Origin of the sequence: Streptomyces eurocidicus (assembly GCF_002891295.1) — a bacterium.
In the GTDB taxonomy this organism is placed as follows: domain Bacteria; phylum Actinomycetota; class Actinomycetes; order Streptomycetales; family Streptomycetaceae; genus Streptomyces; species Streptomyces eurocidicus.
This window is the reverse complement of sequence record NZ_LGUI01000001.1, coordinates 274,800-288,359: the sequence shown is the minus strand read 5'-3', so window position 1 is coordinate 288,359 and position 13,560 is coordinate 274,800. Positions and strand designations below refer to the sequence as shown.

Sequence of the window (13,560 nt, the reverse complement as noted above, 5' to 3'; positions counted from 1 at the left end):
CGGGGTGGGTGCGGGTGCGGGTGCCGCTGCGCGGGGCCTTTTCCCCACCCCGCCCCTTCCCGCAGCATCCGATGTGCGGCTCCGCCGCGCGGGGGGGGGCTCCGCCCCGGACCCCGGTCCTCAAACTCCCCCAGCTACCGCTGGGAGGTGCCCCCAGACGGGCTGATTGGTTGCCCGGAACCGGGCGAAATCAAGCCCGTCCGGCGCTTGAGGACATTCGGGAAGGGGCGGGGCGGGGAAATTACCCCCTACCCACCGAACCGCTCCCACAGCCGTGGAAACCGCTCCGCGAGCACCGCCTCATCCTCCAGGTCCAGCAGTGTGCCCAGCGGCTCCGGCGGTGGGTTCGGCAGGCCCAGGTCCGGTGTCTCCGCGCCCGTCAGCTGCTCGTACGCCTCGTCCGCCGCGAAGCCCAGGTCCTCGCCGTCCCCGTCGACCTCGTCGTCGAAGTCCTCCAGGAGCTCGGCCAGCTGGTCGGGGTCGTGGACCGCGCCCTCGAAGACCTCACGGCCCTGGCCGATCAGCCAGCAGCGGAAGAAGTCGAAGGCGTCGTCGCTCGCGCCGTTGAGCAGCACGGCGGCGGCACCCCACAGGTCCCAGAGGTACGCGCGGTTGTAGCGCGCCTCGAAATGCCGGGCGAAGTCCACCACGCGCTCCGGGTCGAGCTGCATCAGCGCCTCGACCAGCAGGTCGGCCTGGTCCTCGGCGTCGCCTTCGGCGGCCTCGCGCGCACCGTCGACGAGGTCCCAGAACTCCGTCTCGTCCATCACGCCACCAGCATCGTGCCTCCCACCTGCCCCCGCACGCGGAGCGGACCGGATGCCGCCGTCTTGTTACCGGCGCGTCGCCGGAAAGGGATCCGCCGTAAATCCGGACAGCGGATGTCGGGTATCGGTGGCAGTGTCGGCCGTGCACCGAAGGACGGACGACCGAGGGAACGAGGGCACCGGCGTGGACACCACCGCAAGCGCGTACGCGGGGAAGCTGGCAGGAAAGGTGGCGCTGGTCGCCGGGGCGACCCGGGGCGCGGGCCGGGCCATGGCCGTGGAGCTCGGCGCCGCCGGGGCGACGGTCTACGTGACCGGTCGCACCACGCGCGCCCGGCGCAGCGAGGTCGGCCGCCCCGAGACCATCGAGGAGACCGCCGAACTGGTCACGGCGGCGGGCGGCACCGGCATCGCGGTGCCCACCGACCATCTGGAGCGCGAGCAGGTCGAGGCGCTCGTGGCGCGGATCGACCGGGAGCAGGGGCGGCTCGACGTGCTCGTCAACGACGTCTGGGGCGGTGATCACCTGATCGAGTTCGACACCAAGGTGTGGGACGTCGACCTCGACAAGGGGCTGAGGATGCTGCGGCTCTCCGTCGAGACACACGCGATCACCAGCCACTACGCGCTCCCGCTGCTGATCCGGCGGCCCGGGGGACTGGTGGTGGAGGTGACCGACGGGACCGCCGAGTTCAACAAGACCTACCGCGGCAACCTCTTCTTCGACCTGGCCAAGAACGCCCCCATCCGGATGGCCTTCGGCCTCGCCGAGGAACTGGCGGAGTACGGCGGCACGGCCGTGTCGGTCACCCCCGGCTTCCTGCGCTCGGAGGAGATGCTCGACCACTTCGGCGTCACGGAGGACACCTGGCGGGACGCGATCGAGAAGAGCCCGCACTTCGCGATCGCCGAGTCGCCGCGGCTCATCGGGCGGGGCGTCGCGCATCTGGCCGCGGATCCGGAGCGGGGGCGGTGGAGCGGGCGGTCGCTGTCGAGCGGGGAGTTGGCGAAGGTGTACGACTTTGATGATGTGGATGGGTCGCGGCCGGATTGTTTTGCGTATTTCGCGGACGTGGTGTTCGGGGGGAGGAAGGCGTCGGCGGAGTCGTATCGCTAGGGGTGGCCCTGCGGCGGGCGGGGCCGCTGCGCGGGCTTTTCCCCACCCCGCCCCTTCCCGAATTGTCCTCAAGCGCCGGACGGGCTGAAAATCAGCCCGTCCGGCGTTTGAGGACACCGCGCGGAGCGCGGAAAGGGGGCCCGGGGGCGAAGCCCCCGGTTACGGGAAGGGGCGGGGCTGGGGAAAAGCCCGCGCAGCGGCCCCCACCCGTCGGCACCCTCACCCGTACAGCTCCACCCCCCGCGCCGCCGCCGACGCGAACCGCGCCCGCAGCTCCGGAGGCTCCAGTACCTCCCCCTCCGGGCCCAGGCCGAGCAGCTGGGCGTAGGCCACCTCCAAGGTCTCCACCGGCAGGGTGACGGTGATCCACCCCCGGGCGTCCGGCGGGCCCGCCGCCGCCACCGCCTCGTGGGCCGCCGTGCGGTCCGTGACGTGCGGCAGTCGCCGGACGCCCGCCGGGGTCAGGCGCAGGACGGTCCGCTCCCGGAGGATCGACCGGGCGAACTCCGCGGCGCGGCGTTCCCAGAAGGCCGGCAGGTCGAACTCCTCCGAGCGGGCGAAACGGTCCGCCCGTACGGTCACCGCCGTGAAGCGGTCCACCCGGTAGACCCGGAAGGTCCTGTCGGTGCGGGCCGCGAGGTACCAGACGCCGCCCTTCAGGACCAGCCCGTACGGCTCCAGGTCCCGTTCCACCTCCGTGTCCCGGCGGGCGTAGCGAGCCGTGAGCCGCCGGTCGTCCCAGACGGCGTCGGCGACGGAGGGGAGCAGCTCGGGCGGGTCGGCGGGCTGCCACCAGCCGGGGGCGTCCAGATGGAAGCGCTGCGCGGCGCTCGCGGAGGCGTCGCCCAGCTCGGGCAGGAGGGCGGCGGAGACCTTGAGCCGGGCGGCGGAGGCGGCGTCGGCCAGGCCCATCGCGCGCAGGGCGGTGGGCACGCCCGAGAGGAAGAGGGCCTCGGCCTCGGTACGGCCCAGCCCGGTCAGCCGGGTGCGGTAGCCGCCGACCAGGCGGTAGCCGCCGGAGCGGCCGCGGTCGGCGTAGACGGGGATGCCCGCTTCGGAGAGGGCGAGGACGTCCCGGGCGACCGTGCGCTCGGAGACTTCCAGCTGCCGCGCCAGTTCGGACCCCGTCATGGAGGACCGCGACTGGAGCAACAGCACCAATGTGATCAGCCGGGCTGCGCGCATGGGTCCATCATGCCCACCGCGACAGGGGGTTCAGTGCCGTGTGCGGGCAGGGGAGAGCGCGGGCCGTGCCCCGGGAAGGGGCGGCCCGGGCGGCCGGCGGCCCCGGATCGACCGGTCCGGGAGCGTCGGGTCCGGAGACGACAGGACCCGTGCGCCGAGCCAGGGCATGGAGACGCACGGATTCCTGTTGTCATCCTCAGAGCCGCGCACACCTCACAGGACAGGGCGGGTGGGTGCGGCCAGGAGAGACCATACGCCTCTGATCGATGATCGATCAATATCGGACGGATCGCCGCCTGGTCACATCCCGGTCACGCTCCCCGGTCACCTCACGGCCGGGCCCTCGCCAGGCCGCTGCCGGACCCCCGTCCGGCCCCTGCCGGAGCCCCGTCAGACCTGTGGGGCGCAGCTCAGCACGTGCGTCTTCAGCAGCTCGCCGATGTGCGGATCGCGCCGCCGGAAGGCCGCGACGATCGCCGCGTGGTCGTCCGCGTGGGCGCGCGGTTCCGGGCTGAGCCAGCGGATCGACAGCGTCGTCCACACCTCGATGCCCAGCGACTCCCAGGTGTGCAGCAGGACGGAGTTGCCGGCGGCCTTGACGATCTCGCGGTGGAAGGCGACCGTGTGCCGCACCTGCGCCTCCCCGTCGCCGGCCCGGTCGGCCCCGTAGAGCGCGGCGACCTCCGGTTCCAGCGCCGAGGCGTCCTCGGCCAGGGCCTCCGCCGCCAGCTCGGCGGCCACCTGCTCCAGGCCCGCCCGTACGGGGTAGCTCTCCTTGAGGTCGGTGGCGCTGAGCTCCCGGACCCGGACGCCCTTGTTGGGCGCCGACTCGATCAGCCGCAGCGACTCCAGCTCGCGCAGCGCCTCCCGGACCGGTGTCTGGCTGACGGCCAGCTCGGCGGCGATCCGCCGCTCCACGATGCGCTCACCCGGCTGCCAGCGTCCGCCCACGATCCCCTCCAGGATGTGCTCGCGGATCTGTTCGCGCAGCGAGTGCACGACGGGTGCGGCCATGGGTGCTCCTTAGCGGGCAGCGGGGATCGGACGTCATTATTCCCCGGCCGTTCCGCCGCCACGGCCGCGGTACCGGCGCGGGCGCGCGAAAGGGCGCGGCCCCGGCCCGTATCGGATACGGGACCGGGGCCGCGCCCTTCACGGCGTGCCGCTCGGGAGGGGAGCCGGAGCTCAGAGACCGATCTCGGCCTCGAACTCGGCGGCCTCCAGGAGCTGCTTGACCGTCGTCAGGTAGCGGGCGGCGTCGGCGCCGTCCACCAGACGGTGGTCGTACGACAGGGCCAGGTAGGTCATGTCGCGGATGGCGATGGTCTCGCCCAGCTCCGGGTGGTTGATGACCACCGGGCGCTTGACGGTGGCGCCGATGCCCAGGATGCCGACCTGGTTCGGGGGCACGATGACCGTGTCGAACAGCGCACCGCGCGAGCCGGTGTTGCTGATCGTGAAGGTCGCGCCGGCGAGGTCGTCCGGCGTGATCTTGTTGGAGCGGACCTTGCCGGCCAGCTCCGCGGTCTTCTTGGCGATGCCCGCGATGTTGAGGTCACCCGCACCCTTGATGACCGGGGTCATCAGGCCCTTCTCCGAGTCGACGGCGATGCCGACGTTCTCGGAGTCGAAGTAGGTGATGGTGCCCTCATCGTCGTTGATCCGGGCGTTGACGACCGGGTGGGCCTTCAGCGCCTGGACGGCGGCCTTGACGAAGAACGGCATCGGCGAGAGCTTGACGCCCTCACGCTGCGCGAAGGCGTCCTTGGCCTTGTTGCGCATCCGCATGATCTTGGTGATGTCCACCTCGACCACGGAGGTCAGCTGCGCCTGGCCGTGCAGGGCCTTCATCATGTTGTCGCCGATGACCTTGCGCATGCGGGTCATCTTGACCGTCTGACCGCGCAGCGGCGACGCCTCGACGGCGGCGGCCTTCGGGGCGGCGGCGGGCGCGGCGGCCGGGGCCGGCGCGACCTGCTTGGCGGCCTCGGCGGCGGCGATGACGTCCTGCTTGCGGATGCGGCCACCCACGCCGGTGCCCTGGACGGTGGCCAGGTTCACGGCGTTCTCGGCGGCGAGCTTGCGCACCAGCGGCGTGACGTACGCGCCGTCGTTCGCGGCGGCGACGGCCGGGGCGACCGGGGCCGGAGCGGCGACCGGAGCCGGAGCGACCGGGGCAGCGGCGGGGCCGGAGCCGGGCCGGGGTGGCGACCGGGGCCGGGCGACCGGAGCGGCGACCGGAGCCGGAGCAACCGGGGCCGGGCGGCGGCGGGAGCCGGGGCGGCGACCGGGGCCGGAGCCGCGGCCGGGGCGGCCGGGGCCGGAGCGGCACCGGCGGCACCGATGACGGCGAGCTTGGCGCCGACCTCGGCCGTCTCGTCCTCGCCGACCACGATCTGCAGCAGCACACCGGAGACCGGGGCCGGGATCTCGGTGTCGACCTTGTCGGTGGAGACCTCGAGCAGCGGCTCGTCGGCCTCGACGGACTCGCCGACCTCCTTGAGCCAGCGGGTCACGGTGCCCTCGGTGACCGACTCGCCCAGCGCGGGCAGCACGACGTCGGTGCCGGACGCCTCACCGGCCGGGGCGGCGGGCGCCTCGGCGACGGGGGCGGCGGGGCCTCGGCGGCCGGAGCCTCGGCCACGGGGCCTCGGCCGGCGCGGCGGGGGCCTCGGCGGCGGCCGGGGCCTCGGCCGGGGCGCCGGTGCCGTCGTCGATGATGGCCAGCTCGGCGCCGACCTCGACCGTCTCGTCCTCGGCGACCTTGATGGAGGCCAGGATGCCGGACGCGGGGGCCGGGATCTCGGTGTCGACCTTGTCGGTGGAGACCTCGAGCAGCGGCTCGTCGGCCTCGACACGCTCACCCTCGGCCTTGAGCCAACGGGTCACGGTGCCCTCGGACACGCTCTCGCCGAGCGCCGGCAGTGTTACGGAAACCGCCATGGTTGCGGTTGCTCCTTACGAGTAGTGCGGATGGTGGTGCGCTCGGGACTAGTCGTGCGCGTGCAGCGGCTTGCCGGCCAGGGCCAGGTGGGCCTCGCCGAGAGCCTCGTTCTGCGTGGGGTGCGCGTGGATCAGCTGCGCGACCTCGGCCGGCAGCGCCTCCCAGTTGTAGACCAGCTGGGCTTCGCCGACCTGCTCGCCCATACGGTCGCCGACCATGTGGACGCCGACGACGGCACCGTCCTTGACCTGGACGAGCTTGATCTCGCCCGCGGTCTTGAGAATCTTGCTCTTGCCGTTGCCCGCGAGGTTGTACTTCAGGGCGACGACCTTGTCCGCGCCGTAGATCTCCTTGGCCTTGGCCTCGGAGATGCCCACGGAGGCGACCTCGGGGTGGCAGTACGTCACGCGGGGCACGCCGTCGTAGTCGATCGGCACGGGCTTGAGGCCGGCCAGTCGCTCCGCCACCAGGATGCCCTCGGCGAAGCCGACGTGCGCGAGCTGGAGGGTCGGGACGAGGTCGCCGACGGCCGAGATGGTCGGCACGTTGGTCTGCATGTACTCGTCGACCAGGACATAGCCGCGGTCCATCGCGACGCCCTGCTCCTCGTAGCCCAGGCCCTGGGAGACCGGGCCGCGGCCGATGGCGACGAGCAGGATCTCGGCCTCGAACTCCTTGCCGTCGGCCAGGGTGACCTTGACGCCGTCGGCGGTGTACTCGGCCTTCTGGAAGAAGGTGCCGAGGTTGAACTTGATGCCACGCTTGCGGAAGGCGCGCTCCAGCAGCTTGGAGCTGTTCTCGTCCTCGACCGGGACGAGGTGCTTGAGGCCCTCGACGATGGTGACGTCGGTCCCGAAGGACTTCCAGGCGGAGGCGAACTCGACGCCGATGACGCCGCCGCCCAGCACGATCGCGGACTTCGGGACGCGGTCGAGCGTCAGCGCGTGGTCCGAGGAGATGATGCGGTTGCCGTCGATCTCCAGGCCCGGCAGCGACTTCGGCACGGAGCCGGTCGCCAGCAGGACGTGGCGGCCCTGGATGCGCTGGCCGTTCACATCGACGGAGGTCGGGGAGGAGAGACGCCCCTCGCCCTCGATGTAGGTCACCTTGCGGGAGGCGACCAGACCCTGCAGGCCCTTGTACAGGCCGGCGATCACGTCGTCCTTGTACTTGTGGACGCCCGCGATGTCGATGCCCTCGAAGGTGGCCTTGACACCGAACTGGGCGGCCTCGCGCGCCTGGTCCGCGATCTCACCGGCGTGCAGCAGCGCCTTGGTGGGGATGCAGCCGTTGTGCAGGCAGGTGCCCCCGAGCTTGTTCTTCTCGATCAGAGCGACGTCCAGACCCAGCTGCGCTCCGCGCAGGGCAGCGGCGTAACCGCCGCTACCGCCTCCGAGGATCACTAGGTCGAAAACGGTGCTGGCGTCGTTCGCCACGTCACGTCCTCCATGCATGGAATACGCCGGACCCGGTCGCGGGCGACCGGGCGGCGGCTGTTGTTCGGCCGCTGTTACTTCGGCCCTGGGTCAGTGGGGCCCTGTCCTGCCGAGACAACATCTTCGCACTTGTTGACGGACGACGGGACGCCGGGCCGGGCTGAGAGGCGACTGATGCGTCACCTTCACGGGTTACTCACGCGTAGGACGCGCTCGATTTCGTTAAGGGCGAACGTCCGCGAGGTGACCCCGGGCGAAACACCCGGGGTCACCCAAAACGTACGGGCCGCGGCGGGCCCGTACGCGGCGGGGTTCAGCCCAGGTCGCCGTCGGCGGTGCGCTCGGCCAGCCGGAGGAGCGTGCGGACCGCGGAGCCCGTACCGCCCTTCGGGGTGTAGCCGTACGGCGCGCTCTCATGGAAGGCCGGGCCCGCGATGTCCAGGTGCGCCCAGGTGATGCCCTCGCCCACGAACTCGCGCAGGAACAGACCGGCCAGCAGGGCGCTGCCCATCCGCTCGCCGATGTTGGCGAAGTCCGCGACGGGGGAGTCCATGCTCTTGCGCAGCTCGTTCGGGATCGGCATCGGCCACGCCTGCTCGCCGACCTCCTCCGCGATCTCGTACAGCGAGGTGCGGAACGCGTCGTCGTTGCCGAGTACACCGAACGTGCGGTTGCCCAGCGCGATGACCATGGCACCCGTGAGGGTGGCGACGTCCACGATCGCGTCGGGGTTCTCCTCCGAGGCGCGGACCAGGGCGTCGGCCAGGACCAGCCGGCCCTCGGCGTCGGTGTTGAGGACCTCGACGGTCTTGCCGCCGTACATCCGCAGCACGTCGCCCGGGCGGGTGGCGGTGCCCGAGGGCATGTTCTCGGCGAGGGCCAGCCAGCCGGTGACGTTGACGCGCAGGCCCAGCCGGGCGGCGGCCACGACCGCGGCGAACACGGCGGCGGCGCCGGCCATGTCGCACTTCATGGTCTCGTTGTGGCCGGCCGGCTTGAGCGAGATGCCGCCCGAGTCGTAGGTGATGCCCTTGCCGACGAAGGCGAGGGTCTTCTCCGCCTTGGGGTGGGTGTAGCCGATGCGGACCAGGCGCGGCGGGTTGGCCGAGCCCTGGCCGACGCCCATCATGCCGCCGAAGCCGCCCTTGAGCAGCGCCTTCTCGTCCAGCACCTCGACCTTGAGGCCGAACTCCTTGCCGACGGTCTGGGCCGCGGTGGTGAAGGTCTTCGGGGTGAGGTCGTTCGGCGGCATGTTGATCAGGTCGCGCGCGCGGTTCATCTCCTCGGCCAGCACGCCCGCGCGCTCGGCCACGGCCTTGACCGCCTTGTCGCGGGGCTTGGCGCCCAGCAGCGCGACCTCGGCCAGCGGGGTGCCGCGGTCGGCCTCCTTCTTGGCGGCGGCCTTGCCGCCCGCACCGGCGGGGACGTAGGCGTACGCGCCGAGCAGCGCGCCCTCCGCCACGGCCGCGGCGAACTCGGCGTCCGCCGCCGGCAGGGCGAAGCCGGCCTTCTTGCTGCCCGACAGGGCGCGGGCCGCGCTGCCCGCGGCGCGGCGCAGCGCCTCCGGGTCGAAGTCCTCGTCCTTGGGCGGGGCGTCGCCGAGCCCGACCGCCAGCACGACCGGGGCCTTGAGCCCGGACGGGGCGGGGAGCTTGGTCGTCTCCCCCTCGCCGCCGGTGGCGCCGAGGGTCTCCAGGACGGCGGCCAGCTTGCCGTCGAACGCCTTGTCCACGGCTTCGGCGCCGGGTGCGACGACAGGGCCCTTGGGGCCCTTGGCCACACCGATGACGATGGCGTCCGCGCGGAGCGTCGCCGCACTGGAAGTGCTGAGAGTCAGAGCAGTCACGGTGGTGGGGTCCCTACTTCCGTTGAGTTCCTCGGCCGATGGGTGGGCCGGCCGCACCCTGGGCATCGTATGCCGCGGTGTCACGGCCCCCCGGGCTCGGGTCGGCCCCCAACGTAGCGCTGTCGACCGGGCGATTCCCGTTCCCGGCGCTCAGCCGAGAGCGAGCACGACCAGGGCGGCGGTGGCCGAGGTCTCCGCGAGGGCGCCGAAGACGTCCCCGGTGACCCCGCCGAAGCGCCGTACGCAGTGCCGCAGCAGCAGCTCTCCGGCGGCCAGCGCGAGCGGCACCGCGAGGGCGGCGCGCACCGCGCCGTACGGGCCCGTGGCGGCCCCGAGGGCGGCGGCGACGGCGGTGGCCAGGGCCGCCGCCAGCAGCGCGGAACGGGCGGACAGCACCCCGGCGACCGCGGCGCCCAGGCCCTCGGGCCGGCCGGCGGCACTCCGGCGCGGGCGGCCAGCGTCAGCGAGCAGCGGGCGGCGAGCGCCGCCACGGCCGCGGCGGCGGCGCCGCGCGGCGCCCCGTCCGCGTAGGCCCCGGCGAGGGCCGCGACCTGGCCGAGCAGGACCAGCAGCAGGGTGACGACGCCGAACGGGCCGATGTCCGACCGCTTCATGATCCGCAGGGCGTCCTCGGCGGGCTTCCCGCTGCCCAGGCCGTCGGCGACGTCCGCGAGGCCGTCCAGGTGAAGGGCGCGGGTGAGGACCGCGGGCACCGCGACGGACGCCACCGCGGCGAGCACCGGGCTCGCGCCCAGCAGGAGCAGCGCCGACCCGGCGGCGGCCGTGCAGCCGCCCACCACCAGCCCCGCCAGGGGCGCCGCGAGCATCCCGCCGCGGGCCGCCGGGCGGTCCCAGCGGGTGACGCGCACGGGCAGCACGGTCAGCGTGCCGAAGGCGAAGCGGAGGGCGTCGCCCGCCGCGCGGCGGGACGGTGTCGTGTCGGTCATCGCGGGCACCCTATCCCGCCCGGTCAGGACAGTAGGTTGCAGGTGAGAGGGCTATGGGAAGGGCTAGCGAACGGGTGGGCACATGGGCCAGTGGCTGCATCGCAACATCGTCGAGCCGGGGAAGCTGCCCCTGCTGCTGGCACTGGCCGCCTTTGTCCTGACCTTTCTGGTGACCCGGGTGATCACCCGGCTGATCCGGGCCGGGAAGGGGCCATTCCGCAACATCAGCCCCGGGGGTCTGCACGTCCACCATGTGGTGCCCGGCATCGTGCTGATGGTGATCGGCGGCTTCGCCGCGGTGGCGTCCGGCCGGCACGGCTTCGGGGCGGCGCTGGCGGCCGTGGTGTTCGGCACCGGCGCCGGGCTGGTGCTGGACGAGTTCGCGCTCGTCCTGCACCTGGACGACGTCTACTGGACCGAGCAGGGCCGCAAGAGCGTCGAGATCGTGGTGCTGACGGCGGCACTGGTGACGCTGATGCTGGCCGGCTTCCTGCCGTTCGGGGTGAACGAGCTGACCCCGGAGGAGCTGCACGACCGCGGCGTCGTGGTCGTCAATGTGCTGATCAACTTCCTGATCGCGCTGTTCGCCCTGGCCAAGGGGAAGCCACGGCTCGCGGTGATCGGCTGTGTGGTGCCGTTCGTGGCGATCGTCGGCGCGGTGCGGCTGGCCCGGCCGGGGTCGCCGTGGGCGCGGCGGTTCTACCGGCACCGCCCCGGGGCCCGTCGCCGGGCACGGGTGCGCGCCTACCGGCACGACGCCCGCTGGGAGGCCGTCCGCAACCGCCTTCACGACCTGCTGGCGGGCGCCCCCGACCGCTGATCGCCGGAGCGGAAGACGTCCCGCCGGGGCTTGCGCCGTCTGCGGAGCTCGTCGGCGGCGCAGAGCGCCAGCACCGCTGCGACGGCCGCGATGTGCTCCTTGCCCGCCAGATTGGGTTTGACGATCACCTCGACCGCCATGGCGGCGCACACGGCCCCGCAGGTGAACCAGGCGCGGTAGCGCCAGGAGACGTACACGGCGAGGCCCACCACGGCCGCCGACGGGCCGGTGTCGACGACCTTGGCGGCCTCGGACGGCAGGCCGAGGACGGAGTCCGGCCCGATGTGCACCGCCAGCCGGGCGTACATCGTCCCGGCGAGGGTGGCGGCGTAGGAGATGGCCAGCGTGCGCCACTTGCCCAGGCAGATCTCGGCGATCCCGAAGACCAGCAGGATCTGCGCCAGCGCGCCCCACACCGGCAGGTCGAGGGCGGGCACGAAGAGCGACAGCGGGGTCCGCAACAGCGCCAGCCACCAGGGCAGCCGGGCCTGCACCGAGCCGAGCCGCTGCACCGGCTCGAAGCCCCACGGCTGGTTCTGGACGATCTGGAACGTGGCCGTCAGGGCCACCGCCGCCAGGGTCATCGGGAGGGCGCGCAGCCCTTTGGTCACGAGCGCCAGACGTATGGTCCCGGCCAGCGGGCCCCACTCGGTGCGTGCGGCGCGACGCAGCGCCGCGCGGTTCATCGCGGGCTCTCCAGATGCTTGCGGTTGAGCCACTTGGGCAGCCCGGGGGCTTCGAGGAAGCCTTCGGCCCGCGCGCTCGCGATGCCGATCCGCAACAGGTCACTGCTCTTCTCGAACAGCATGAAACGAGGTTCCCAGATGGGGCGGTACTTCGCATTTGCTCGGTACAGCGACTCGATCTGCCACCACCGGGAGAAGAAGCTGAGCAGCGACCGCCACATCCGCAGCACCGGGCCCGCGCCCAGCTTGGAGCCGCGCTCGAAGACGGACCGGAACATCGCGAAGTTCAGCGACACCTGGGTGATGCCCAGCGCCCTGGCCTGCTGGAGCAGCTCGATGACCATGAACTCCATCAGGCCGTTCTCGGAGTCGCGGTCGCGCCGCATCAGGTCCAGCGACAGACCCTTGGGGCCCCACGGTACGAAGCTCAGCAGGGCCCGCAGCTCGCCCTTGCCGTCGTGGCACTCCAGCATCACGCAGCGCCCGTCGCCCGGGTCGCCGAGCCGGCCGAGGGCCATGGAGAAGCCGCGCTCGGTCGCGCCGTCCCGCCAGTCGTCCGCGCGGCGCAGCAGCTCGGCCATCTCCGCCTCGGGGATGTCCTCGTGGCGCCGGATCCGGACGGTGTAGCCGGCCCGCTTCACCCGGTTGAACGCCTGCCGGACGGTGCGCATCGCGCGCCCGTCCAGGGTGAACTCGGCGGTGTCCACGATGGCCTCGTCGCCGATCTCCAGGGCGTCCAGGCCGTGCCGGGCGTAGATGGTGCCGGCCTCCTCGCCCGCGCCCATGACGGCCGGGATCCAGCCGTGCTCGCGGGCCTCGGCCAGCCAGGGCTCGATGGCGCCGGGCCACGCCTCGGGGTCGCCGATCGGGTCGCCCGAGGCGAGCGAGACCCCGCCGACGACGCGGTAGGTGACGGCGGCCTTGCCGGACGGGGACCAGATGACGCTCTTCTCGCGCCGCAGCGCGAAATAGCCCAGCGAGTCGCGGTCGCCGTGCCGGTCCAGCAGGCCCCGCAGCCGCTCCTCGTCCTCCGCGGTGAGCGGGTCCGTGGCGCGCCGGGAGCGGAAGGCCGCGTAGACCACGAGGAGGAGCAGGCACATGCTCATCACGTTGATGAAGACGTCGACCCAGCCCGGCGTGGAGATGCCGGGGTAGCGGCCGTCGTCGGCGGCCAGCGACACCAGGCGCATGAAGCCGTAGCCCCAGCGGTCCAGGAACGTCGAGCGGTGCGCGTCGTGGGCCTCGTTGGCGACGGTCACCAGCAGGGCGGCGACCAGCGAGGCCACCAGCAGGCCGCCGGCCGCGACCAGCGCGGCGAGCCGCGGGTTGGAGCGGTCGCCCTTGGCGTAGAACTCCCGGCGGCCCACCAGCAGGGCCAGCACGAAGAGGCCCGTCGCCACCAGCGAGAACCAGTTCAGCCCGTGCCGGTTGAACTCGCGGAAGCACATGGCGAACGCCAGGACCAGCAGGAGCAGCCCGGACAGCGCGAGGTTGAGGATCCACGAGGCGCGCTTGCGCCGGCGCAGGGTGACCGCCATGACCAGCGACCACAGCGCCGACGCGAAGCCGGCCGTCAGCAGGTACGGGGTGAAGAACTCGTCCGCGTTGTGCCGCCGGATGTCCGCGCCGAACGACAGCCAGACCGCGCTGAGCAGGTTGACGAACGTGACGACGCGGAGGTACCACACGGCGAAAGCTGCGGCGCGCTGCGGCCGGAGGCCGTTCCGCGCGCCTTCATCCGGAGTCAAGCGGACTTCTCCCATGAAAAGTGAGCATATGGGGCACTGTCTACGACGGGCCCGGCGCTCGACG

9 protein-coding genes and 2 pseudogenes are annotated in these 13,560 nt (G+C 72.7%); 2 read left to right on the top strand and 9 right to left on the bottom strand.

Annotated elements, in window-relative coordinates; translation table 11 throughout:
• Positions 1-248: 248 nt before the first annotated feature.
• A complete protein-coding gene (locus AF335_RS01230) occupies positions 249-767 on the bottom strand; it encodes a DUF4240 domain-containing protein (RefSeq protein WP_102916381.1) in 519 nt (172 codons plus the stop codon).
• A 184-nt stretch (positions 768-951) separates the two neighbouring features.
• Between AF335_RS01230 and AF335_RS01225 the strand changes: the two genes are divergently transcribed.
• Positions 952-1,884, top strand: coding sequence for an SDR family oxidoreductase (locus tag AF335_RS01225; RefSeq protein WP_244926877.1), 933 nt, complete (start codon positions 952-954; stop codon positions 1,882-1,884).
• A gap of 219 nt (positions 1,885-2,103) precedes the next feature.
• On the opposite strand, the gene AF335_RS01220 is transcribed toward AF335_RS01225, so the two are convergent.
• The 6 genes and pseudogenes from AF335_RS01220 to AF335_RS01195 form a co-directional block, all read right to left on the bottom strand.
• Complete coding sequence (locus AF335_RS01220; RefSeq protein WP_102916379.1) at positions 2,104-3,069, bottom strand: helix-turn-helix transcriptional regulator; 966 nt, start codon at positions 3,067-3,069, stop codon at positions 2,104-2,106.
• A 390-nt stretch (positions 3,070-3,459) separates the two neighbouring features.
• Entirely contained in the window at positions 3,460-4,083 is a 624-nt protein-coding gene (locus AF335_RS01215) for a GntR family transcriptional regulator (protein WP_102916378.1), read from the bottom strand.
• Positions 4,084-4,254: 171 nt separating this feature from the next.
• Positions 4,255-6,012 (bottom strand): annotated as a pseudogene (sucB, locus tag AF335_RS01210) (2-oxoglutarate dehydrogenase, E2 component, dihydrolipoamide succinyltransferase).
• Positions 6,013-6,060: 48 nt separating this feature from the next.
• The gene (lpdA, locus tag AF335_RS01205; RefSeq protein ID WP_170127554.1) at positions 6,061-7,449 is read right to left on the bottom strand and encodes a dihydrolipoyl dehydrogenase; all 1,389 of its coding nucleotides are present in this window, start codon (positions 7,447-7,449) and stop codon (positions 6,061-6,063) included.
• 313 nt (positions 7,450-7,762) lie between these two features.
• On the bottom strand, positions 7,763-9,295 hold the full coding sequence (locus tag AF335_RS01200) for a leucyl aminopeptidase (protein WP_102916376.1): 1,533 nt from the start codon (positions 9,293-9,295) through the stop codon (positions 7,763-7,765).
• A 150-nt stretch (positions 9,296-9,445) separates the two neighbouring features.
• A pseudogene (locus AF335_RS01195) lies at positions 9,446-10,242 on the bottom strand (adenosylcobinamide-GDP ribazoletransferase).
• Between the two features lie 82 nt (positions 10,243-10,324).
• Between AF335_RS01195 and AF335_RS01190 the strand changes: the two are divergent.
• On the top strand, positions 10,325-11,062 hold the full coding sequence (locus AF335_RS01190; protein ID WP_102916375.1) for a hypothetical protein: 738 nt from the start codon (positions 10,325-10,327) through the stop codon (positions 11,060-11,062).
• Here AF335_RS01190 and AF335_RS35010 read toward each other — a convergent pair.
• Positions 11,029-11,748, bottom strand: coding sequence for a hypothetical protein (locus AF335_RS35010; protein WP_184743205.1), 720 nt, complete (start codon positions 11,746-11,748; stop codon positions 11,029-11,031). The two genes, AF335_RS01190 and AF335_RS35010, sit on opposite strands and share 34 nt — an antisense overlap.
• On the bottom strand, positions 11,745-13,511 hold the full coding sequence (locus AF335_RS01180; RefSeq protein WP_102916374.1) for a phosphatidylglycerol lysyltransferase domain-containing protein: 1,767 nt from the start codon (positions 13,509-13,511) through the stop codon (positions 11,745-11,747). The genes AF335_RS35010 and AF335_RS01180 overlap by 4 nt, the downstream gene beginning before the upstream one ends.
• Between the last annotated feature and the right edge of the window lie 49 nt (positions 13,512-13,560).

Coding starts and splice junctions, on each gene's coding strand:
- AF335_RS01230 (WP_102916381.1), bottom strand. CDS start 767: ATGGACGAGACGGAGTTCTGGGACCTCGTCGACGGTGCGCGCGAGGCC.
- AF335_RS01220 (WP_102916379.1), bottom strand. CDS start 3,069: ATGCGCGCAGCCCGGCTGATCACATTGGTGCTGTTGCTCCAGTCGCGG.
- AF335_RS01215 (WP_102916378.1), bottom strand. CDS start 4,083: ATGGCCGCACCCGTCGTGCACTCGCTGCGCGAACAGATCCGCGAGCAC.
- AF335_RS01190 (WP_102916375.1), top strand. CDS start 10,325: ATGGGCCAGTGGCTGCATCGCAACATCGTCGAGCCGGGGAAGCTGCCC.
- AF335_RS35010 (WP_184743205.1), bottom strand. CDS start 11,748: ATGAACCGCGCGGCGCTGCGTCGCGCCGCACGCACCGAGTGGGGCCCG.
- AF335_RS01180 (WP_102916374.1), bottom strand. CDS start 13,511: ATGGGAGAAGTCCGCTTGACTCCGGATGAAGGCGCGCGGAACGGCCTC.